Consider the following 19,797-nt stretch of genomic DNA (forward strand, 5'->3'; position numbering starts at 1 on the left):
CAAATTTATGAATATACAGGACATAATTATAAGGATTTTATTAGCAATACTTATTGGAGGAACAATAGGATACAACAGAGAGCGTGAAAATGTATCAGCAGGATTTAGAACCCATGCTTTAGTATGCTTGGGAGCTACTATTGCAGGGCTTATCCAAATAGAACTAGGACAACTAGCTGTAAGTGAAATAACGAAAACTCCAGAACTTGCAGGAGCTATAAAAATAAATGATGGAAGATTTATTGGGCAAGTAATATCTGGTATAGGATTTTTAGGAGCAGGAACGATAATTAAAACAAAAGGTTCTGTAAGAGGGTTAACTACAGCAGCATCAATATGGTCTGTTGCATGTATAGGAATAGCAATAGGTATAGGGTTTTATAGAATAAGCCTAATTGGTGGGCTTAGTATAATAATAGTTCTTGTATTATTAAAGAAAATAGAAGATAAATTTATAATAAAGGCTAGTACTATAATGTTAAAAGTTAAGTATAAATCAAAAAGTGAAGCTATAAAAGAAATTAAAGAATCTATAGATGAATATAACCTAAGGGTTGAAAGTATAGAAGTTGTTTCAGATAATGAATGTATATATACTTTAAGTAAATCTAAGTTAATAGGTATAAATGAAGTTGTAAGTTCATTAATTGAAAATGAAAGTGTGATAACTGTAACAAAAGTAGATATCTAAATTATTAATAAAGTAGGGGGTACCGTTTTGGAACTCCCTACTTTATTAGTAATCTCTAGGAATTAAAACTATTTTGTTAATATCTAAATTTGCAAGTTGATATTAACAAAATACATTACATCTTCAATTTTTTTAGGTAAATAAAATTCATAGGTAACATAAGCACTATTATTTTTAGGACATTTAAAATATTTATTAAGTAAGAGTATATACTCATTTATTTCTTTTATTGTTCCATAAAAATTAACGGATAAAATTTTACCATTTATATTTTTACGCAAGGATTTTATAGTATTATCATTAAAATATTTTTTTATTAAATTTGTATTTTGATTATTTTCTGTGATGAAAATAATATCCTCATCATCTTCTACATATGTGTTTTCTAGTATGTTGTGAATATATACATAAGTTTGTTCACTTAAATTAGTTAACTCTTTTTCCAAAGTTAAATTATCAGTTTTATATAAATTTGAATTTAATATGTTTTTCATGTCAAGAGCATATAAATTATAATTTTTTTCTTTGATTTTAAGGTTTTTAAAATCATATTCATTATTAAAACTTGTTATTATATCTAATATATGCTTGCTTTTATTAAGATGATTTTCTAGTTGTTGTAATTCGTTTTTTTTAATTTTAAGTATTTCTTCTTGGCGAATTACTAGACTTTTGTATTCGTTTATATCTTCACTATCTATGGTATTTCTTATATCAGATAAGGATATACCTAAAAGTTTTATTCCAAGAATTAGGCTTAATTTTTCTAAATGCTTAAATAAGTAATATCTATAACCATTATCTGGATTAACTTCAGGACTTAAAATACCTATCTTATCATAATATCTTAAGGTTTCTCTACTTATGCCAAAAATTTTACTAACTTCTCCAATAGAAAGTCTCAATTTAATCACCCCTTTTTATAGTATTTTATATAACTTAAAATACATTGAAACTTAAATTCCAATGTATTTTGAACTTTTTAAATTTGCATATTAGTATTCTAAAGATTGTTTACAAGATTTATTGCATGGCAACTTATACTTATTCATTAAATAGAAAGAGATAATGAATGTAGCAATTTCTGCAAATGGCACAGTTAACCATACTCCATTCATACCCAATATTCTAGGTATTACTGTAATTCCTAGAATTATAAATATTAAACCTCTATTTAGAGCTATTATTATAGATTCTTTAGCATAACCGATTGCTGTAAAATATGAAGAACATATTATGTTAAAACCATTTAAGATAAATGCAAAGGCATATAATTTTGAACCATTTATAGCTAAGTCGAGTACGAACTTATCTGAAGCTACAAATAAAGTTACTAAATTTTTACTAAAGAAGAATAATACTAAAAATGTAGCTATACATATCACAAAAGATATTTTTAATGATAGTAGAAGTATTGATTTTACTCTATCAAAATATTGTGCTCCATAATTATAACTTATTATAGAAGTTATACCATCTGCAATTCCAAATATAATTAGAACTCCAAACTGTGAAATATAGTTAATGCTTGTAAAAGCAGCAACACCAGATTCACCAGCTATTTTTATAAAAGCACTATTAAATAGATAGGCAGACACAACTGTAGCTAAAGCAGACATTGCTTCAGATGAACCGTTGTATAAAATAGGAATTATAGTTTTTTTATTGAACTTTCCTACAAATAAATTTATAACATTAGATTTTTTTATCATTGGAGATAAAACTATTATAAAAACTGATGAATACGATAAGCCAGTTGCAAGAGCTGCACCTTGTATACCTAGTTGTAGTTTTTTAATTAATAAATAATTTAAAGTTATATTTATTATTAAACTTACAAGCATTCCCTTAAAGTATAAATCAGGTTTTTCAACAAGTCTATCTGCAAAACCTATTAAAAAGGCTAGAGCCATTGGCAATATACATATTGAAATTGTTTTAATATATGATGAAACATCATTTATTAAGATATCATTTGCACCAAGAGCTAAACCTATATTTTTACTAAATACAATTCCTATTATTGTAAAAAAAATAGCTCCTATGCTTAGCAATACAAATGATGTTTTGAATATATCTTGTGTTAATTTTTTATTACCTTCACCAAGGCTTCTACCCATAAAGCTTAAAGCACCAACACTAATTAGCATTGAAAAACCTATTACAAATTGAATATATGGACTCCCTAAACTAATACTAGCCATTGCATTTGAGCCTATGAAGTTTCCTACAAATATTCCATCTACTACAGTCTGCATTCCAGCTATTACCATTGCAATTATAGCTGGAATTGAAAATTTAATAAATAGTTTTGAAATTTTACCAGTTCCTAATATATTTCCTTCCATTACATTACCTCCATATCTAAATCTTAGTTATGATTATAAAGGGTGAAGTAACTTCAAGGTCAATACATATATTTGATATAAAATCTAATATAAAAAAAATGGATACATACTTAATAATAAATAAAAATAAAAAGTTTTGTTTTAGGATGTGTGATGATAGATACTTAGATTTAATATTTGAAAGTGAAATATTAAAACAAAAGTTTGACTTATGTAAAAATAAAATTAAATTATAAAAAAAGATAATTTAGATTGGATTATGTAAAATTTTACCGAATTTTAACTTCTGTTATTTAAGTTTATGTCGTATTAAATAGGATGTATTAAAAAATATTAGTACATACAAATTAATAGTTTAGTTCCTAATAACACAATTAAATAAGCAAATCCGATTTGATGCGGTTATGCAAAGCTATAGGGACTTTTAAGTTAGTCAGTTATAAAAATTTATTATTTAAAAAAGCAGGCTAATTTAGTGATTAAAATTTTTAGTAAAGGAGGTTGTTTTAATAAATAGGCTTGTAAATCATAACTTAATAGAAAAAATAACGGGAGATAAATAAAGCATGAAATTTAAATTAGGACATAAGAGCAAAGACAAAAACAAAAGTAAAAGCATAAAAAATCAACTTACTTTAACTATGGTATGTTTTGCAGTAGTTTGTTGTTTATCTTTAGGAGTAATAACAAGTTATCTAAACTATAAAACCTCTAATGAAATTTTATCAAAAACAGCAGTAGAAACTACAAAACAAGCAGCGGATACTGTTTCTCAAAAGTTAACAAATGTAAAAAATGCAGCAATTCAAACGGGTATTATAAAGGAACTTTCAGATCCTAAAATAAGCGTAGAAGAAAAGAAAAATATAATAACAAGACAAGAAAAGTTATATGGACTATCACTAGGTCAAATAATAGATGCAAGTGGAAAAGACTTATTTAGTGGAAAAGACTACTCAGGAAGAGATTATTTTAAAATAGCTATGAGTGGAAAAGCATATATGGGAAGCCCTGTTAAAAGTAAAGTAACAGGAGAACTTACACTTGTAGTTGCAGCACCTATTTGGGAAAATGGAGTGCAAGGTAGCAAGGTAGTTGGTATCGTAACTTTTGATACAGACAAAGACTTCTTAAATGATATAGTTAAAAATATAAAAATAAGTGAAAATAGTTACGCATATCTTATAGATCATGAAGGAACAACTATTGCAGATGAAGATGCTAGCCTTGTAGGGGTAGAAAATACTATAAAAGATTCAGAGTCGAATCCAGAATTAAAATCATATGCAGAAATAGATAAAAAACTTATTTCAGGTGAAACAGGATATTCACATGTTAAATCGCAAGGTGAAGATTGGATACTAGGCTATGCTCCAGTAAAAAATAGTAATAACTGGGGTATGGGTATAATGATAAATAAAGGTGATTTCTTAGGTCAAATGTATAGTTCAATTTTAATAACATTTATAATATCTATACTATTTACTATAGTAGCATTTATTGGAGCATTTAGATTTGCTAATAAAATAGGAAATCCACTAAAGGAATGTAGTGAAAGACTTAAAAAACTAGCTGAAGGAGATTTAAATTCAGAAATTCCTAAGGTAGATGAAGACAATGAAATTGGATTAGTGGCAGATGCAACAGGCAAGATTGTTACTGACTTTAGAGACATGATAAATGCATTAACAAATGTACTAGCTGAAATAAGTGATGGAAACTTAAATGTTAATATGGATTGTGAAAAGTTAAGATCTTTATTTATAAATGATTTTGAACCTATGTTAATATCAGTAGACAAAATAGTGGATGGCTTAAACAGTACATTATCTCAAATAAATCTTGCAGGTGAACAAGTTTCAATAGGGTCAACTCAAGTAGCAGAGGGAGCACAAATGCTTTCGCAAGGAGCAACAGAACAAGCAAGTTCAGTACAAGAACTTTCAGCAACTATAAGTGAAGTTTCTGAACAAATACAACAGACTGCTCAAAATGCAGTAAGAGCAAAAGCTATATCTGTAAAATCAAGCGTTGCAACTGATAAAGGGAAAAAACAAATGGATGAAATGATTTTTGCTATGAACGAAATAAGTAATACATCAAATGAGATAGGAAATATAATTAAAAATATTGATGACATAGCATTCCAGACAAACATATTAGCTCTTAATGCAGCTGTAGAAGCAGCTCGTGCAGGTGAAGCTGGTAAAGGATTTGCAGTAGTTGCAGATGAAGTTAGAAACCTTGCTGCAAAATCTGCTGAAAGTGCAAAACATACAGCTGAGTTAATTGAAAAGGCACTTAAAGCTATAGAAAATGGGACTGTAATAGTTTCAGAAACTGCAAAATCTCTTGAAGAAGTTGTAGATAGTGCTAAGCAATCAGCTGATGTTATACAAAAAATAGCAGATGCAAGTAATGAACAAGCAGAAAATATAAGTCAAGTAAACACTGGTGTAGAACAAATATCTGTAGTTGTACAAACTAACTCAGCTACTGCTGAAGAAAGTGCTGCTGCAAGTGAAGAATTATCAAGTCAAGCTCAAATGCTAGAACAACTTATAGCTAAGTTTAGCTTAAAAGATAGTGAAGGAAAATACTGTGATACCAAAATGTTTTTTGATAATGAACAGTTTTAAGTAAATATAAAATAACTATTTTTATACAAGTTTTGACGACTCAAGGAGAATAGCTAAACTTCAAGAGATTTTTGAAAGTTGTGATACGAATAAGTTTCATATATATTAACACCTAAACAAGACAGTGGTATGGTTAATTAACACTGTCTTGTTTTGCATTGTCTATAAAAAGGTTATATCCAAGACCAATAACTACTAAGATACCTCCAATTACTTGATATATAGAAATATAACCATTAGCTATATAATCTATTAAAATTCCAGTAAACAGTTGTCCTACAAATAATAAAAGTGTTAAGTAAAAAGATGAAACCTTAGAAGATAAAAATGAAGATAAAGTAACAACTACAACACCAATAAGCCCTCCAGTATAAGCAAACCATGTAGCATCATAAGACTGAGTACTAAAAAGTTGAAAAGTTTCACCACTTAATAATAACAATAAAAACGAACCAATAAGCCCAAATACATAATTAAAAAATGTACTTTGATACATACCTATTTTCTCAGCTAAAACAAAATTTATAGACCTAGAAGTAACAATTGTAACTCCAGATAAAACTGCAATAATTATATAAAACATGATATCCTCCTTATTGTATAGTCATCAAAAATATACCTAATATAATGATGCTAAGTCCTATTATTTTTTTCTTATTAAACTTAACTACTGGAAAGTCAAAGTATCCAAAATGATCTATTATTATGGATGTAATTAATTGACCAAGTAAACAAAGAGCCGAAGTTAGGGAAACACCTAATTTAGAAAAACTTGAATTACTAAATATAACTGTTAAAACTCCTATAAGCCCTCCAAAGTACATATAAAAAGGTATATTCTTTAAATCTTTAATTTTTGATTTTGTTATTATAAGAACTACTACAATTCCAAGAAGTCCTATAATATGTATTATTACGCTTGAAGCATAATTACCAGAAGCTTCTCCAACAGTACCATTTAAAGAAACCATTAAGGCTAGCAATGCACCTGTAAAAATTGAAATAATATAATTCATTATTAATACGCCCTTTCCCTAGAATAATTAATAAAATACCATAAATAATTAATAGAAAGAATGACATATGTCACCTTAATATGTAAAATGAAAAATATAATAAACAACTATAAAGTGGAAGGACAAGATAAAGTGAAAAAAATAGAAGACTTATTTGTTATAGAACGTTATTACAATGAACTTAAAATGAACCGTTTTTTAAATAAAGATATAAAAAAGCACATAAAACTGTTCGAGTTTAAAAGAAATGAGTATATATGCAGAGAAGGAGAAAATATGGATTATTTTATATTTCTTATAGAAGGAAAGGCTAAAGTATTCAAAACATTGCCAAATGGAAGAACCTTGCTTTTAAGCTTTTATAAACCACTTCAAGTAATTGGAGATATAGAGATTGTAAAAAATCAAGCTGCTTCAGGTACGATTCAAGCATTGAGTGATTGTTATTGTTTAGTTATTTCTATGGAAAAAGCTCGAGAAGAACTAACTAAAGATAGTAGATTTTTAAAGTTTACTTGTGAGAGTTTGGCAGAAAAACTTTCTGTAATAAGTATGAATAGCTCTATAAACTTACTTTATCCACTTGAAAATAGATTAGCTAGTTATATAAACGAATCTTTAGTTTCTATGAAAGGAAAAAACCCTAAAGAATATGTAGAATTTGATGAGAACTTAATCAACATAGCAGAACTTTTAGGGAGTAGTTATAGGCATTTATTAAGAACTTTAAATGGTTTATGTAAAAAAGGGGTTTTAGATAAAGATAATGTTGGATATAGAGTTATTAATAAAGAAATATTAACGAAATTAGCGGGAGATTTATATAAAGACGTTAGTATATAGGAAAGTATACATGGTAATCATAATAGAAAAAGTAAAGGAGATTGCCATGGAAGAAAAATTATTAAGTTGTTATGCAGATAAATGTAAGTATAATAGTAATTTGAAGTGTCAAGCAGGGAGGATTTTAGTAGGAAACCCATCAGCTATGACAACATCAGAAGCGAGATGTAAAAATTATGAAAAAGGTGAAAACAATAACTTTACAAGTCAATTACAAGCATATCTTGCAGAAACTGTAGAAGTAAGATGCACTGCTAAGAACTGTGAATACAATAATAATAAAGAATGCAAAGCTAAAGAAATAAAAATAAATACAAGAACTGGAAGCTGTGAAACTTTTTATCCAAATTATAAAATTTTATAAAATTTTTTACCACGTTACAATATTTTTACAATGAAAATTAAGCATTAATATTGACAAAGAGTTGTTGTATATATAATATTAAAAAATAATTATTTAGCAACAAGGGAGGCAAAAACTATGAGTTTTTGGGACATAGTATTTTATTCAATAAACGGATTAGCAGGAAAAAGTACTATACTAGACAATATAATGCTTTTTAGTTCAAAACAGCTACCTATAATATTAGCACTTGGAGTAGTAGTATTGTATATTTTTGGTATTGTAAATAAAAACAAGAAAGCAAGAGAAGTAGCAGTAAATACAGTAATATTTACAATGTTAAATATGATTTTATCTGCAATAATAGGGAATATATGGTATGCACCGAGACCTTTTGTAAAAGATGATACAACTGCTGTATTATACCCACACAAAGCAAATTCATCATTTCCAAGTGATCATTCACTAGCTAGTATGAGTATAGCTCTAGGTTTAAATGCATACAGTAGAGTTCTTGGAATAGTATCAATATGTTTATCGATATTAATTGGAATTTCCAGAGTATATGTGGGACATCATTATGCACAGCATGTACTAGGATCATACATAATAGCTATTGTAACAAGTATTCTTTATAATAAATTTTTAAGTAGAAAAATTAGAAATTTATATTTTAATATAGAAAAGCGTACACCAATATTAAAAGATATGGTTAAAAATAAAAAGTAAAATAAAAATAATTATTTAAATATAGGGAGTTCCGTTTTGGGACTCCCTTTTGTTATATAAACAAATATAAAAAAAATTATATATAAATTTTTAACAATCCAAAGAAAATAATTAAAATATAAACTAGAATTATAATAAAACAATAGAAAAATGGGGGGATACTATGGAACTAATAATAAGACCAGTAAAAATAGAAGATTCAGAAGCTATAAATGAAATAAGAAGAATGAAAGGTGTAAAAGAAAATACACTAGCAATAAGCTCAGAAAGATTAGAGAGAACTAAAAGAATAACAGAAAACTTAGATACAAACAGCCATATAATAGTAGCAGAAATAATAGAAAATAGTGATAAAAAAGTAGTAGGAGTAGCATCTTTAAATGTAAATGTGTCGCCAAGAATTAGACATAGTGCAAGTGTTGGAATAAGCATACACTCAGAATATCAAGGTAAAGGCATAGGCACTAAATTAATGGAAGAACTATTAGATTTAGCAGATAATTGGCTTATGTTAGTTAGAGTAGAATTAGGTGTGTACCCAGATAATATAAAAGCTATAAAATTATATGAATCATTAGGATTTGAAAAAGAAGGTCTTAAAAAATATTCAGCTATAAAAGATGGACAATATATAGATGAAATTATAATGGGAAGATACAACCAAAATATAATAAAATAAAAATATGAATTAAATTCGATGGGAGGATAGCTATGGAGTATAAAGTGAACCTTTTAACTAAGAATTACGAATCATTAAAAAAAGTTAAAGCGGCATCCTGGATGGGAATAATACTACATGGCTGTGCGCTTACCTACACCTTAAAAGATAAAGAGATAAATGTTAAATTAGTAAATGAATGCATAGATCTAATAAGAGACAACACCTCTATATTTTCAGATTTTAGAGGTAATAGTTCAGTAAATACAGCTATAATATTATCACTTCAACCTAACCCAAAATCAAGCCTAGAAGAAATCTTAGAAATTCACAAAAAACTAAAACAAAATAAATTTTACTCAGGAGACTGCTTAGCATTAGTTGCAAATACTATATTTGAAAATAAAAACAGAATAAATATAGATGAATGTATTGGAAAAATGAAATATATATACGAATCTATGAGACAAAATCATCCATTTTTAACTTCTGTAGATGATTATATGAGTGCATGTACAATGGCTATAAATTCAACAAATATTGAAGAAGATTTGAAAAATATGGAAGATGCATATGAATATTTAAATAAAAATGGATTTCATAGAAGTAATACCCTACAAAGTTTAGCACAAATACTTGCTTATACACATAAAAAAACAGTGTGGGATAATTGTATATACATAAAAAAAGAATTAGAAATAAAAAAATGTAAGCTTCATGAATTTGGATATCCATTAATAGGAATAATGGCACTTCTTGAATTAAATGATGTAGGATATATAATTGAAAAAATTAAAGAACTATCTAATGATTTAAAACAACATAAATCTTATGGCAATTTTTCTTTAGGCGAAAACTATAGAAATATGATATGTGCAATTATTATAATATCCGAATATACAAAAAAACTAGATATAAATAGTTTTATAATAAATACAATAATAGATGATATAAATCAAGCTATGAATATTGCAATCATAACAGCAACTACAAGTGCTATAATTATAAATAATTCCTCAACCTAGTTTGATAAATAAGGGACTATTTCAAAATATATTAACGACGAGTTATATATTTTGAGGTAGTTCCTTTATTTTATTTAATTATTAAAAATTTCTATAAAATGTTAAATCAATAGTAATTTAAACATGAAATAGAATAAATATAAAAAACTAATCACATAAATAGTGTGTAAAAGTATAAAAGATTATTTTAAAAGACAATACTAAATATGATATAATAAAATTTACGAAAAACAGGAATTTTAAAAGGAGCGTGTACATAAATGAAATGGGCAGAAATAACTATTAAAACAACAACTGAAGCAGTTGAAGCCATAACTAATATATTATATGAACAAAATGTAGGTGGGGTATCTATAGAAGACCCTAAGGATTTTAAATTCCAAAAGAAACATGATTACGATTGGGATTTCGTTGAAGAAGAAATATTCAATAGTGGATATGATGGAGTTATAATAAAAACTTATATAACAGAAGAAAGAGATGTTACGGATGACATCAATTTAATAAAAGAAAAAATAGAAGGTTTAAAAGAGTTCGGAATAGATGTAGGAGAAGCTATAGTAGAGCTTTCTCAAGTAGATGAAGAAGATTGGGCTAATGAGTGGAAAAACTACTACAAGCCAACTAAAATAGGTGAAAAAATAGTAGTAAAACCAACTTGGGAAGAATATGAAGCAGCTGACACTGATTTAATAATAGAATTAGACCCAGGTATGGCATTTGGAACAGGTACACATGAAACTACAAGTATGTGTATAAGAGAGCTAGAAAAATACGTTAAACCAGAATCTAAAGTATTTGATATAGGTTGTGGAAGTGGAATACTTGGTATAGCTGCTGCAAAGCTGGGAGCTAAAGATGTATTAGCAGTTGACTTAGATGAAGTTGCTGTAAAAGTATCTAAGGAAAATATAGAATTAAACAAAGTAGAAGGAAGTGTACGTGCACTTCACGGAAATTTAATGGAAGTTGTAACAGATAAAGCTGATATAGTAGTAGCTAATATAATAGCTGACATAATAAAATTATTAGCTAAAGATATAAAGCAATTTATGAAAGATGATGCAATATTCATATCATCAGGAATAATACACGCTAAAGTAGATGAAGTTAAAGAAGCTTTAACTGAAAATGGACTTGAAATAGTACATGTAGAATCTTTAGGTGAGTGGAACGCTATAGTATCTAAAATAGCAAAGTAGGTGTAATTTATGGATAGATTTTTTGTAGAAAAGAAAAATGTGAACCTTGAAAACAACAAATGTATTATAGAAGGTGAAGATGTAAAACATATTTCTAAGGTTTTAAGATGTAGAATTGGAGAAGAATTAGAAATATGTGATAATGACAACAATGAATATATATGCGAAATAACTAATATAGATAAATCACAAGTTGAACTTGATATATTAGAGCGTGTTGATATAAAAAGAGAATCGGATTTAAAAATAAAGGTATATCAAGGTCTTCCAAAAGGTCCTAAAATGGAAATGATACTTCAAAAATTAACTGAAGTTGGAGTTGACGAAATAATATTAGTTCAAACTAAAAGAACAGTAGTTAAAGTTGATGACAAAAAGGAAGATAAAAAAATAGAAAGATGGGAAAGAATAATCTACGAAGCTGCAAAGCAAAGTAAACGTGGTAAAATTCCTACATTAAGAGGTGTTTTAACTTTTAAAGAAGCTTTAGCTGATATGAGCGAAAATGACTTTAATATAGCACCATATGAAAATGAAAGAACAAAATCGATTAAACAAGCCATAAAAGGTGTAGATATAAATAACGTTGGTATTTTTGTAGGTCCAGAAGGTGGATTTGAAGATACTGAAATCGAGGCTATAGAGGAAATAGGAGGACAATCAGTTTCTCTTGGACCTAGGATATTAAGAACTGAAACGGCGTCTCTTGTAGCGTCTTCTATAGTGTTATACGAATTAAGCGACTTAGGAGGAAATCAGTAGTGAAAAAGGTAGCTTTTTATACTTTAGGATGTAAAGTAAATCAATATGAAACAGAAGCTATGCTTGAGATGTTTAAAAAAGATGGATACACTCAAGTAGACAGCGAAGAGTTTGCTGATGTTTATGTTATAAATACTTGTACAGTAACACATATGAGTGATAGAAAATCACGTCAATATATAAGAAGAATGAAAAAGAAAAATCCAGATGCAATAATAGCAGTTGTTGGATGTTATTCTCAAGTTTCTCCAGAGGAGATACTTGAAATAGAAGAAGTAAACTTAGTTATGGGTACTAACGAAAGAAGACAAATAGTTGAGGAAATTAAAAAACTAGATGCTTCTAAAAAAGCAAGTACAGTTGATGACATAATGAAAGTTAGAGCTTTTGAAGAAATAGAAATAAATCAAGCTAACGGAAGAACTAGAGCATTTATGAAAATACAAGATGGGTGTGATAGATTCTGTTCTTACTGTATAATCCCTTATGCTAGAGGTGGTAAAGTAAGAAGTAGAGATTTAGAAAGTGTTGTTAGTGAAGCTAAAAAATTAGTTGCTAATGGCTATAAAGAGATGGTTTTAACAGGTATACACGTTGCATCTTACGGAAAAGATGTAGCTAATGCTGATATAAACTTATTGAGTGTTATAAAAGCTATAAATGAAATAGATGGTGTTGAAAGAATAAGATTAAGTTCAGTTGAGCCTATATTAATGACTGATGAATTTATAGATACAGTTTCTAAAATGCCAAAAGTATGTCCTCACTATCATTTATCACTTCAAAGTGGATGTGATGAAACTTTAAATAGAATGAACAGAAGATATACTACAAAAGAATATAAGGAAATAGTTGATAAATTAAGAGAAAAAATGCCTAAAGTGGCAATAACTACAGATGTAATAGTAGGATTCCCTGGAGAAACTAATGATGAATTCAATAAAACTTATGAATTTTTAAGTGATATAGAACTTTCACAAATGCATATATTTAAGTATTCACCAAGAAAAGGAACTCCAGCTGCTACTATGGAAAACCAAATAGATCCTCAAATGAAGCAATTAAGAAGTGATAAATTAATAGCTTTAAACAAGAAAAACTTCTCTAACTTTGCAACGAAGTTTATAGGTGAAGAGTTTGAAGTTTTATTTGAACAAAACATATCAGACAATAAATATGAAGGATTAACACCTAATTATATACGTGTAGTTGTAGAAAGTAATGAAGATATACATGGCCAAATATTAAAAACTAAAATATCTGATGTAAAAGATGAATATGTAGAAGGAATTTTAGTATAATATGTAGAAATAATAACTCTTATAGATAGGAGGTGTTAATTATGAGTTGTATATTTTGTAAGATAATAAATGGAGAAATTCCATCAAATAAAGTTTATGAAGATGATAAAGTCTTAGCTTTTAATGATATAAACCCAGTCGCACCACTTCATGTTTTGGTGATACCTAAAAAACACTATGAATCTATAATAGATATAGATGAAGATAACATGGAAATAATTGCACATATTCATAATGTTATTAATAAAATAGTAAAAGAAAAAGGATATGATAAGACTGGTTTTAGAATAATAAATAATTGTGGAAGTGATGGATGCCAAGAAGTTAAGCATATACACTACCATGTACTAGCTGGAAAAAAACTAGATTGGTATGATGCTGAGAATTAAGTTTATATAAATAAAATTTTTACAAGTATTATTCATAAAAATACTTGAAAAAATAAAAATATTAGTTTATAATAAACAAAGTGTGAGGTTGTAATGCATATTGTGCAGATATAATCGAGTTACAGTCCCAGCATAATTTGCGCTATCGGAGGGAGGGAAGAAGAATGTCAGAAGTAAGAGTAAGAGAAAATGAAACATTAGACAGCGCTTTAAGAAGATTTAAGCGTTCATGTGCAATGTCTGGCATAATGTCTGAAGTAAGAAAAAGAGAACACTATGATAAGCCAAGCGTAAGACGTAAGAAAAAAGCTGAAGCTGCAAGAAGAAAAAACGCTAAGAAATAATTTTTGTAGATAAGAGGTGAAGGGAGATGTCCCTTAAAGCAAAGTTGCAAGAAGACTTAAAACTTGCTATGAAAAACAAAGATAAAGTAAAAAAATCTGTTGTTACATTAATAAGAGCTGAAATCAAACAGCGCGAAGTTGACACTAGAACAGAACTTGGTGACGACGAGATTATCGACGTAATAACAAAACAGTTAAAGCAACGTAGAGATGCAATGACTGAATTTGCGAAAGCATCAAGAGATGATTTAGTTCAAGAAGCCGAAGCTGAGATTAGCGTATTAATGGAATACCTACCTCGACAGCTGAGCAAAGAAGAATTAAATGAGATAGTCAAAGAAACTATATCTGAAGTAGGAGCTACTTCTATGAAAGATATGGGAAAAATCATGGCAGCTATAAAGCCTAAAACAAAAGGTGTAGCTGACGGAAAAATGATAAATGAGTTAGTTAAATCTAACTTACAATAGATAGAGAAGCCTAGATCAATAGATCTAGGCTTTTTGCTTTGTCCAAAAAAATAGGAATAATATTTAAAGTATGTACATATTTATAAACTAAATAGAGGATGAGGAAAGGGTGAATTAATTGATTATATCTACGAAGGATGTAAAAAACTTTATAGTAAGTGTTTTAATACCGCTTATATTAGGTTTTTCAAGTAACGCTATAGCACAGTTTTTAAGCAAAACAGATTCAAGCGTGTATTATGCAGAATTAATAAAACCAGGTTTTTTCCCACCGGCATACATATTTCCAATAGTTTGGACTATACTGTATATACTTATGGGGATATCAGCATACCTAATTTCTAAAAAAGGGTCAAACAGCCTTAAAGTTAGAGATGCTATGTTTTACTACTGGTTACAATTAGGATTAAACTTTATATGGTCTATACTGTTCTTTGGTTTAGGACTTAGATTTACTTCGTTGGTTGTTATAGGGCTTATGATATTAGTGGTTACAGCAATGATAATTAAATTTGCTAAAATTGATAAAAGAGCAGCTTATTTGAATTTACCATACTTAGCTTGGTTGTTTTATGCCTTCTTCTTAAATTACGTAGTATGGTCGATAAATAGATAATAAAAAATAAAAGCCAGCTTGGCTTTATTTTTTTATTAAGAAAAGGTCCCCAAATTTATATTTAGTACATAGTATTATATAGGACTCAAGCATTAATACAAGTAATTAAAATTATAAAAGTACATAGAATATATTAAGGGGGTATGAGTATGATGGAGGTTCCAACTGATTTACAGGTAAATCAACCAACAGTAACTATTTTGAGCAATACATTCATAAGTATAGAAAACTATAAATCTATTCTTGAATATGATGTAAACTTAATTAAAATAAAAACAAAGATAAGCACTATAAAAATAAGTGGAGATAAACTATATCTAAAATACATTACAGATACAGAAATAGGAATAAAAGGAATTATATATAGTGTAGAGTACACTACGTAAGGGGGAGCGACTTTTGATAAGTTATATTAGGGGATACTATGTGATAACTGTAGAGGGTATAAATACGGAGATATTTTTAAATACCCTGATAAGAAACAAAGTAAATGTATATGAAGTTAAAAGACTATCTAATGCTAAACTTGAGTTTAAGGTAGATAAAAAAGATATTAAAATTTTAAAAAATATATATAGAAATAGTAAATATGATGTTAAGGTAAAACAAAATATGGGGATTCCATTTATTGCTAGGCGCGTATATAAACACAAAGGAATGTGGATTTGTGCTATAATTTCATTGTTCTTATTAATGAGCACATCTTTATTTGTGACAGATGTATATATACAAGCGCCTGAAGGGATTGATAAAGGGGCGCTAAGGAAAGAACTTGGAGAGGCTGGAGTTAAACCTGGGGTTTATAAAAAAAGTATAGAGCGAAAAGAAGTCAGAGACCATATAATGAGTGAGTTTGAAGATATTGCATATATATCTATAAATGTTAAAGGAACAAATATATTTGTTACAGTAACTAAAAAAGATGAATCGTTGACAGAGAAAAAAGAAACGAATTATTGTAATATAATTGCTAAAAAAAATGGTATAATAAATAAGGTAATACCAAGAAGTGGCAATCAAGTAAGTAATGTGGGAGATATAGTAAGAGAAGGGGATGTGTTGGTTTCTGGAGCTAATACAAAGTCCATACCAGAGGTTTGGGCAGTAACTTATTACGAGTCAAAACAAAGCGCAAATTACATAGAACAAACAAAAATAAAAACGGGGAATAAAAAGACAGTATACTCACTTAGTTTTTATGATAAAAAATATACGTTAAGACGAAATATAGATTTTAAAAATTATGAAATAGAAAATAAAAACTATGAACTTAAAATAGGCAATTACACTTTCCCAATAAAGATACAAGCTAGTGTTTTTAATGAGGTTAATATAAAAGAAGTTAAAAAAGATAAAGAACAAGTCAAAGAAGATTTAAAGGAAAAGGCACTTAAAGACTTAGAATATAAAATTCCTGTAGATGCAAGATACAAAGATGTTAAACATCAACACAAAGTAAAAAAAGGTGTACTTGAATATACAGTAACTGTAGATACTCTAGAAAATATAGCTAAGGTACATCCTTTAAGTAAATCAGAAGCAGAAGAATTAATTAGACAAGAAAATGAAAAAAAAGAAAAAGAAGCACAGCCAATTCCTTCAAATCCGGAGAAAAGACCCATAAATGACATAAGAAATGAATTTAAGGATATAAATAAAGATAAAAATGAAAAAGATAAGGATACAAAGGAACAATAGAAAAGGTATAATTAAATGAGACGTTTGACAAAAATGAAAACATAAGAAGAAAGTAGGATATATATTATGGAAATTATATTAGACGATAGACAAGATAAATTAAAAGTAAGTGAAGAGCTTTTAGGAAAAATTCATGACATAATAGTAGAAAGTCTATATTATGAAGGATATGAAGATAACTATGAGGTAAGCTTATCTTTTGTTGATAATGAAGAGATACATGAGTTAAATAGAGAATACAGAGGAGTAGACAGAGCAACTGATGTTTTATCTTTTCCACTTTTAACAGATGAATTTGATGTTGAAATGGAAGAAGAATCTTTAGGAGATATAGTCATATCATTAGAGAGAGCTTTAGAACAAAGTGAAGAATATAATCATAGTTTTGAAAGAGAAGTATGTTTCTTAGTATGTCATAGTATGTTCCACTTATTAGGGTATGATCATGATACAGAAGAAAATACTAAAGACATGAGAAAAAGAGAAGAAGATGTATTAAACAAGCTTAATATAACAAGGGAGTAAATTTATGGGTAAAAAAAAATCTAAGCAAGGTATAATAAAAGCGTTCAATGCAGCTATTGCGGGAATATTATATACCTTTAAACATGAAAGAAATATGAAGATACATTACTTTGTAGCAGCAGTAATTCTTACATTTAGTTTGTTTTGTGACTTTAATAAATTTGAAATGATGATTTTACTTCTTACAATAAGCTTAGTAGTAATATCTGAGATGTTTAATACAGCTATAGAAAAATCTGTAGATATGATAACAGATACTTATCATCCACTAGCTAAAATAGCAAAAGATGTTGCAGCTGGAGGAGTTCTAATAGCTAGTTTAAATGCTTGTGTAGTTGGATATTTATTATTTTATGATAAACTAGAAGCTATGGGAGAGCCAGTATTCTTTGCCATTAGAAAATCTCCAATACATGTTACACTTATATGTATAGTATTAGTTTTAATAGCCGTAGTAGTAGTTAAGTCACTAACTGCAACAGGAACGCCTATGCAAGGAGGAATGCCAAGTGGACATTCAGCTCTTGCTTTTGCACTTGCTACTCTTGTAACTTTTATGACTGAAAGAGTTGTTGCATCAACACTTGCATATTTAATGGCAGGGTTAGTAGCACAAAGTAGGATAGAAGGAAAGATACATACTTTTTGGGAAACTATAGCAGGGGCTTTATTAGGAATTTTAGTGGCTATGCTTGTTTTACAGATAGCTCAGTATTAAGAAGTGGGAAATTTATTCCCGCTTTTTTTGAAACTAAATAGAAATATACTTTTTTCTTTATTTCTATTTTGGTATAATGTAATGTACTACTTAAAATATCAAGATACACAGTGTCTTTAATGGAGGGGTAAATAGATGAATAATAAAGAACTATTAGAAATAGCAGAAAAAGCAAGAGAAAATTCTTACTCACCATACTCAAACTTTAAAGTTGGTGCTGCACTTTTAACTAAGAGTGGAAAAGTATTTACAGGATGTAATATAGAATGTGCATCTTTTTCAGGTACGAACTGTGCAGAGAGAACTGCAATATTTAAGTCTATCTCTGAAGGACACAAAGATATAGAAGCCATAGCAATAGCTAGTACTAACTCAGAAAAAAATGAACCTACATACCCATGCGCAATATGTAGGCAAGTAATAATTGAGTTTGGCCCAAATATAAGAATAATAACTGGATACTCAAAAGGAGACATACAGGAACATACTATAGCTCAATTAGTTCCACATTATTTCTCAGGTAGTGACTTTAAATAAATAAAATCAAAAACACAAAAGACAAATTGAAAAGAGGAATTAGAATGTTTAAATCAGGATTTGTTAGTATAGTAGGTAGACCAAATGTTGGGAAATCTACTCTTATGAATAACTTTGTAGGAGAAAAAATCGCAATAATGAGTGATAAACCTCAAACTACAAGAAATACTATTCAAGCAGTTTACACAGATAAAGAATGTCAGATGGTATTTTTAGATACACCAGGTATACACAAACCTAAAAATAAATTAGGTGAGTTCATGGTTAAATCAGCAACAGATGCATTTAAAAATGTAGATGTAGTTTTATACGTTGTTGATGAGTCTAAGAAAATAGGACCAGGAGACAGAATGATAATAGAAAGCTTAAGAGGTATAAAAACTCCTAAGATATTAGTATTAAATAAAATAGATATGTTAAGTGAAGAAGAATTATTTGACTTAATGAAAATGTATGATGCTGAGAATATGTTTGAAGCAGTAGTGCCAATATCAGCATTAAAAGGAAAAAATACAGATAGATTATTAAAAGTAATAGCAGGATACTTAGAAGAAGGACCTCAATACTTCCCTGAGTACATGATAACAGACCAACCAGAGAGAGTTTTAATATCTGAACTTATAAGAGAAAAAGTACTTCACTATGTTCATGATGAAATACCTCATGGTGTTGCTGTAGAAATAGAAAGAATGAAAAAAAGACCAGATAGAGATATAATAGATATATCAGCTGTTATATACTGTGAAAGAGATTCACACAAAGGTATAATAATAGGTAAAAATGGTAGAAAGTTAAAAGGTATAGGTAAATCAGCTAGAGAAGAAATAGAGCTATTATTAGGGTCTCAAATTAACCTTCAAGTATGGGTTAAAGTTAAACAAAACTGGAGAAACTTACAAAGCTTTATAAATAACTTTGGCTATACTGATAAATAATAAAAGGT

The 19,797-nt window shown here is 28.3% G+C and carries 25 protein-coding genes; 21 read left to right on the top strand and 4 right to left on the bottom strand.

The genetic code is table 11. The features are described from left to right. Positions 1-7 precede the first annotated feature (7 nt). Positions 8-691, top strand: a complete 684-nt coding sequence (locus tag ACRCYC_RS01420) for an MgtC/SapB family protein (protein WP_438617408.1) — start codon at positions 8-10, stop codon at positions 689-691. Positions 692-774: 83 nt separating this feature from the next. Here the strand turns inward: ACRCYC_RS01420 and ACRCYC_RS01425 are convergent, their stop codons facing one another. Then, the gene (locus tag ACRCYC_RS01425) at positions 775-1,596 is read right to left on the bottom strand and encodes a MerR family DNA-binding transcriptional regulator (protein WP_438617409.1); all 822 of its coding nucleotides are present in this window, start codon (positions 1,594-1,596) and stop codon (positions 775-777) included. A gap of 90 nt (positions 1,597-1,686) precedes the next feature. Beyond that, positions 1,687-3,039: an MATE family efflux transporter gene (locus ACRCYC_RS01430; RefSeq protein WP_438617410.1), complete on the bottom strand. Its 1,353-nt coding sequence runs from the start codon at positions 3,037-3,039 to the stop codon at positions 1,687-1,689. A 29-nt stretch (positions 3,040-3,068) separates the two neighbouring features. Between ACRCYC_RS01430 and ACRCYC_RS01435 the strand changes: the two genes are divergently transcribed. Together ACRCYC_RS01435 and ACRCYC_RS01440 are read left to right on the top strand one after the other, a co-directional pair. Then, positions 3,069-3,275: a hypothetical protein gene (locus ACRCYC_RS01435; RefSeq protein WP_438617411.1), complete on the top strand. Its 207-nt coding sequence runs from the start codon at positions 3,069-3,071 to the stop codon at positions 3,273-3,275. Positions 3,276-3,605: 330 nt separating this feature from the next. Continuing rightward, complete coding sequence (locus ACRCYC_RS01440; protein WP_438617412.1) at positions 3,606-5,678, top strand: methyl-accepting chemotaxis protein; 2,073 nt, start codon at positions 3,606-3,608, stop codon at positions 5,676-5,678. A 133-nt stretch (positions 5,679-5,811) separates the two neighbouring features. Here the strand turns inward: ACRCYC_RS01440 and ACRCYC_RS01445 are convergent, their stop codons facing one another. Together ACRCYC_RS01445 and ACRCYC_RS01450 are read right to left on the bottom strand one after the other, a co-directional pair. Further along, positions 5,812-6,261 (bottom strand): DMT family transporter, encoded by a 450-nt coding sequence (locus ACRCYC_RS01445; protein WP_438617413.1) that lies wholly within the window; start codon positions 6,259-6,261, stop codon positions 5,812-5,814. Between the two features lie 10 nt (positions 6,262-6,271). Further along, positions 6,272-6,694 (bottom strand): DMT family transporter, encoded by a 423-nt coding sequence (locus tag ACRCYC_RS01450; protein WP_438617415.1) that lies wholly within the window; start codon positions 6,692-6,694, stop codon positions 6,272-6,274. An 87-nt stretch (positions 6,695-6,781) separates the two neighbouring features. Between ACRCYC_RS01450 and ACRCYC_RS01455 the strand changes: the two genes are divergently transcribed. The 18 genes from ACRCYC_RS01455 (at position 6,782) to era (ending at position 19,789) form a co-directional block, all read left to right on the top strand. Then, a complete protein-coding gene (locus ACRCYC_RS01455; protein WP_438617416.1) occupies positions 6,782-7,537 on the top strand; it encodes a cyclic nucleotide-binding domain-containing protein in 756 nt (251 codons plus the stop codon). Between the two features lie 46 nt (positions 7,538-7,583). Continuing rightward, on the top strand, positions 7,584-7,901 hold the full coding sequence (locus ACRCYC_RS01460; RefSeq protein ID WP_438617417.1) for a DUF1540 domain-containing protein: 318 nt from the start codon (positions 7,584-7,586) through the stop codon (positions 7,899-7,901). 117 nt (positions 7,902-8,018) lie between these two features. After that, positions 8,019-8,609 (top strand): phosphatase PAP2 family protein, encoded by a 591-nt coding sequence (locus tag ACRCYC_RS01465; protein ID WP_438617418.1) that lies wholly within the window; start codon positions 8,019-8,021, stop codon positions 8,607-8,609. Between the two features lie 163 nt (positions 8,610-8,772). Next, positions 8,773-9,288 carry a GNAT family N-acetyltransferase gene (locus ACRCYC_RS01470; RefSeq protein ID WP_438617419.1) on the top strand — a complete coding sequence of 172 codons (516 nt, stop codon included), beginning with the start codon at positions 8,773-8,775 and terminating at the stop codon, positions 9,286-9,288. Positions 9,289-9,320: 32 nt separating this feature from the next. Beyond that, positions 9,321-10,292 carry a DUF4003 family protein gene (locus tag ACRCYC_RS01475; RefSeq protein WP_438617420.1) on the top strand — a complete coding sequence of 324 codons (972 nt, stop codon included), beginning with the start codon at positions 9,321-9,323 and terminating at the stop codon, positions 10,290-10,292. A 260-nt stretch (positions 10,293-10,552) separates the two neighbouring features. Continuing rightward, a complete protein-coding gene (gene prmA, locus ACRCYC_RS01480; RefSeq protein WP_438617421.1) occupies positions 10,553-11,494 on the top strand; it encodes a 50S ribosomal protein L11 methyltransferase in 942 nt (313 codons plus the stop codon). Positions 11,495-11,503: 9 nt separating this feature from the next. Next, positions 11,504-12,256: a 16S rRNA (uracil(1498)-N(3))-methyltransferase gene (locus ACRCYC_RS01485; RefSeq protein ID WP_438617422.1), complete on the top strand. Its 753-nt coding sequence runs from the start codon at positions 11,504-11,506 to the stop codon at positions 12,254-12,256. After that, on the top strand, positions 12,256-13,557 hold the full coding sequence (mtaB, locus tag ACRCYC_RS01490) for a tRNA (N(6)-L-threonylcarbamoyladenosine(37)-C(2))-methylthiotransferase MtaB (protein WP_438617423.1): 1,302 nt from the start codon (positions 12,256-12,258) through the stop codon (positions 13,555-13,557). The genes ACRCYC_RS01485 and mtaB overlap by 1 nt, the downstream gene beginning before the upstream one ends. Positions 13,558-13,598: 41 nt before the next feature. Beyond that, positions 13,599-13,946: a histidine triad nucleotide-binding protein gene (locus ACRCYC_RS01495; protein ID WP_438617424.1), complete on the top strand. Its 348-nt coding sequence runs from the start codon at positions 13,599-13,601 to the stop codon at positions 13,944-13,946. Positions 13,947-14,110: 164 nt separating this feature from the next. Further along, positions 14,111-14,290: a 30S ribosomal protein S21 gene (gene rpsU, locus ACRCYC_RS01500; RefSeq protein WP_021125460.1), complete on the top strand. Its 180-nt coding sequence runs from the start codon at positions 14,111-14,113 to the stop codon at positions 14,288-14,290. A gap of 26 nt (positions 14,291-14,316) precedes the next feature. Further along, positions 14,317-14,760, top strand: a complete 444-nt coding sequence (locus tag ACRCYC_RS01505) for a GatB/YqeY domain-containing protein (RefSeq protein WP_438617426.1) — start codon at positions 14,317-14,319, stop codon at positions 14,758-14,760. Between the two features lie 118 nt (positions 14,761-14,878). Next, on the top strand, positions 14,879-15,376 hold the full coding sequence (locus tag ACRCYC_RS01510; RefSeq protein ID WP_438617427.1) for a TspO/MBR family protein: 498 nt from the start codon (positions 14,879-14,881) through the stop codon (positions 15,374-15,376). A 149-nt stretch (positions 15,377-15,525) separates the two neighbouring features. Next, the gene (locus ACRCYC_RS01515) at positions 15,526-15,762 is read left to right on the top strand and encodes a YabP/YqfC family sporulation protein (RefSeq protein ID WP_438617428.1); all 237 of its coding nucleotides are present in this window, start codon (positions 15,526-15,528) and stop codon (positions 15,760-15,762) included. 13 nt (positions 15,763-15,775) lie between these two features. Then, positions 15,776-17,074 (top strand): sporulation protein YqfD, encoded by a 1,299-nt coding sequence (gene yqfD, locus ACRCYC_RS01520; RefSeq protein ID WP_438617429.1) that lies wholly within the window; start codon positions 15,776-15,778, stop codon positions 17,072-17,074. Between the two features lie 66 nt (positions 17,075-17,140). After that, positions 17,141-17,599: an rRNA maturation RNase YbeY gene (ybeY, locus tag ACRCYC_RS01525; protein ID WP_438617430.1), complete on the top strand. Its 459-nt coding sequence runs from the start codon at positions 17,141-17,143 to the stop codon at positions 17,597-17,599. Between the two features lie 4 nt (positions 17,600-17,603). Further along, entirely contained in the window at positions 17,604-18,317 is a 714-nt protein-coding gene (locus ACRCYC_RS01530; protein ID WP_438617431.1) for a diacylglycerol kinase, read from the top strand. A 135-nt stretch (positions 18,318-18,452) separates the two neighbouring features. After that, a complete protein-coding gene (cdd, locus tag ACRCYC_RS01535) occupies positions 18,453-18,854 on the top strand; it encodes a cytidine deaminase (RefSeq protein WP_438617432.1) in 402 nt (133 codons plus the stop codon). 44 nt (positions 18,855-18,898) lie between these two features. Further along, complete coding sequence (gene era / locus ACRCYC_RS01540; RefSeq protein WP_438617433.1) at positions 18,899-19,789, top strand: GTPase Era; 891 nt, start codon at positions 18,899-18,901, stop codon at positions 19,787-19,789. The last annotated feature ends 8 nt before the right edge of the window (positions 19,790-19,797 follow it).

Source organism: Paraclostridium sp. (genome assembly GCF_051657365.1).
Lineage (GTDB): Bacteria > Bacillota > Clostridia > Peptostreptococcales > Peptostreptococcaceae > Paraclostridium.

Excerpts from the sequence above, each read along its gene's own strand:
- ACRCYC_RS01420 (WP_438617408.1), top strand. The coding sequence starts at position 8 with ATGAATATACAGGACATAATTATAAGGATTTTATTAGCAATACTTATT.
- ACRCYC_RS01430 (WP_438617410.1), bottom strand. The coding sequence starts at position 3,039 with ATGGAAGGAAATATATTAGGAACTGGTAAAATTTCAAAACTATTTATT.
- ACRCYC_RS01435 (WP_438617411.1), top strand. The coding sequence starts at position 3,069 with ATGATTATAAAGGGTGAAGTAACTTCAAGGTCAATACATATATTTGAT.
- ACRCYC_RS01440 (WP_438617412.1), top strand. The coding sequence starts at position 3,606 with ATGAAATTTAAATTAGGACATAAGAGCAAAGACAAAAACAAAAGTAAA.
- ACRCYC_RS01445 (WP_438617413.1), bottom strand. The coding sequence starts at position 6,261 with ATGTTTTATATAATTATTGCAGTTTTATCTGGAGTTACAATTGTTACT.
- ACRCYC_RS01450 (WP_438617415.1), bottom strand. The coding sequence starts at position 6,694 with ATGAATTATATTATTTCAATTTTTACAGGTGCATTGCTAGCCTTAATG.
- ACRCYC_RS01455 (WP_438617416.1), top strand. The coding sequence starts at position 6,782 with ATGAAAAATATAATAAACAACTATAAAGTGGAAGGACAAGATAAAGTG.
- ACRCYC_RS01460 (WP_438617417.1), top strand. The coding sequence starts at position 7,584 with ATGGAAGAAAAATTATTAAGTTGTTATGCAGATAAATGTAAGTATAAT.
- ACRCYC_RS01465 (WP_438617418.1), top strand. The coding sequence starts at position 8,019 with ATGAGTTTTTGGGACATAGTATTTTATTCAATAAACGGATTAGCAGGA.
- ACRCYC_RS01470 (WP_438617419.1), top strand. The coding sequence starts at position 8,773 with ATGGAACTAATAATAAGACCAGTAAAAATAGAAGATTCAGAAGCTATA.
- ACRCYC_RS01475 (WP_438617420.1), top strand. The coding sequence starts at position 9,321 with ATGGAGTATAAAGTGAACCTTTTAACTAAGAATTACGAATCATTAAAA.
- prmA (WP_438617421.1), top strand. The coding sequence starts at position 10,553 with ATGAAATGGGCAGAAATAACTATTAAAACAACAACTGAAGCAGTTGAA.
- ACRCYC_RS01485 (WP_438617422.1), top strand. The coding sequence starts at position 11,504 with ATGGATAGATTTTTTGTAGAAAAGAAAAATGTGAACCTTGAAAACAAC.
- ACRCYC_RS01495 (WP_438617424.1), top strand. The coding sequence starts at position 13,599 with ATGAGTTGTATATTTTGTAAGATAATAAATGGAGAAATTCCATCAAAT.
- rpsU (WP_021125460.1), top strand. The coding sequence starts at position 14,111 with ATGTCAGAAGTAAGAGTAAGAGAAAATGAAACATTAGACAGCGCTTTA.
- ACRCYC_RS01505 (WP_438617426.1), top strand. The coding sequence starts at position 14,317 with ATGTCCCTTAAAGCAAAGTTGCAAGAAGACTTAAAACTTGCTATGAAA.
- ACRCYC_RS01515 (WP_438617428.1), top strand. The coding sequence starts at position 15,526 with ATGATGGAGGTTCCAACTGATTTACAGGTAAATCAACCAACAGTAACT.
- ybeY (WP_438617430.1), top strand. The coding sequence starts at position 17,141 with ATGGAAATTATATTAGACGATAGACAAGATAAATTAAAAGTAAGTGAA.
- ACRCYC_RS01530 (WP_438617431.1), top strand. The coding sequence starts at position 17,604 with ATGGGTAAAAAAAAATCTAAGCAAGGTATAATAAAAGCGTTCAATGCA.
- cdd (WP_438617432.1), top strand. The coding sequence starts at position 18,453 with ATGAATAATAAAGAACTATTAGAAATAGCAGAAAAAGCAAGAGAAAAT.
- era (WP_438617433.1), top strand. The coding sequence starts at position 18,899 with ATGTTTAAATCAGGATTTGTTAGTATAGTAGGTAGACCAAATGTTGGG.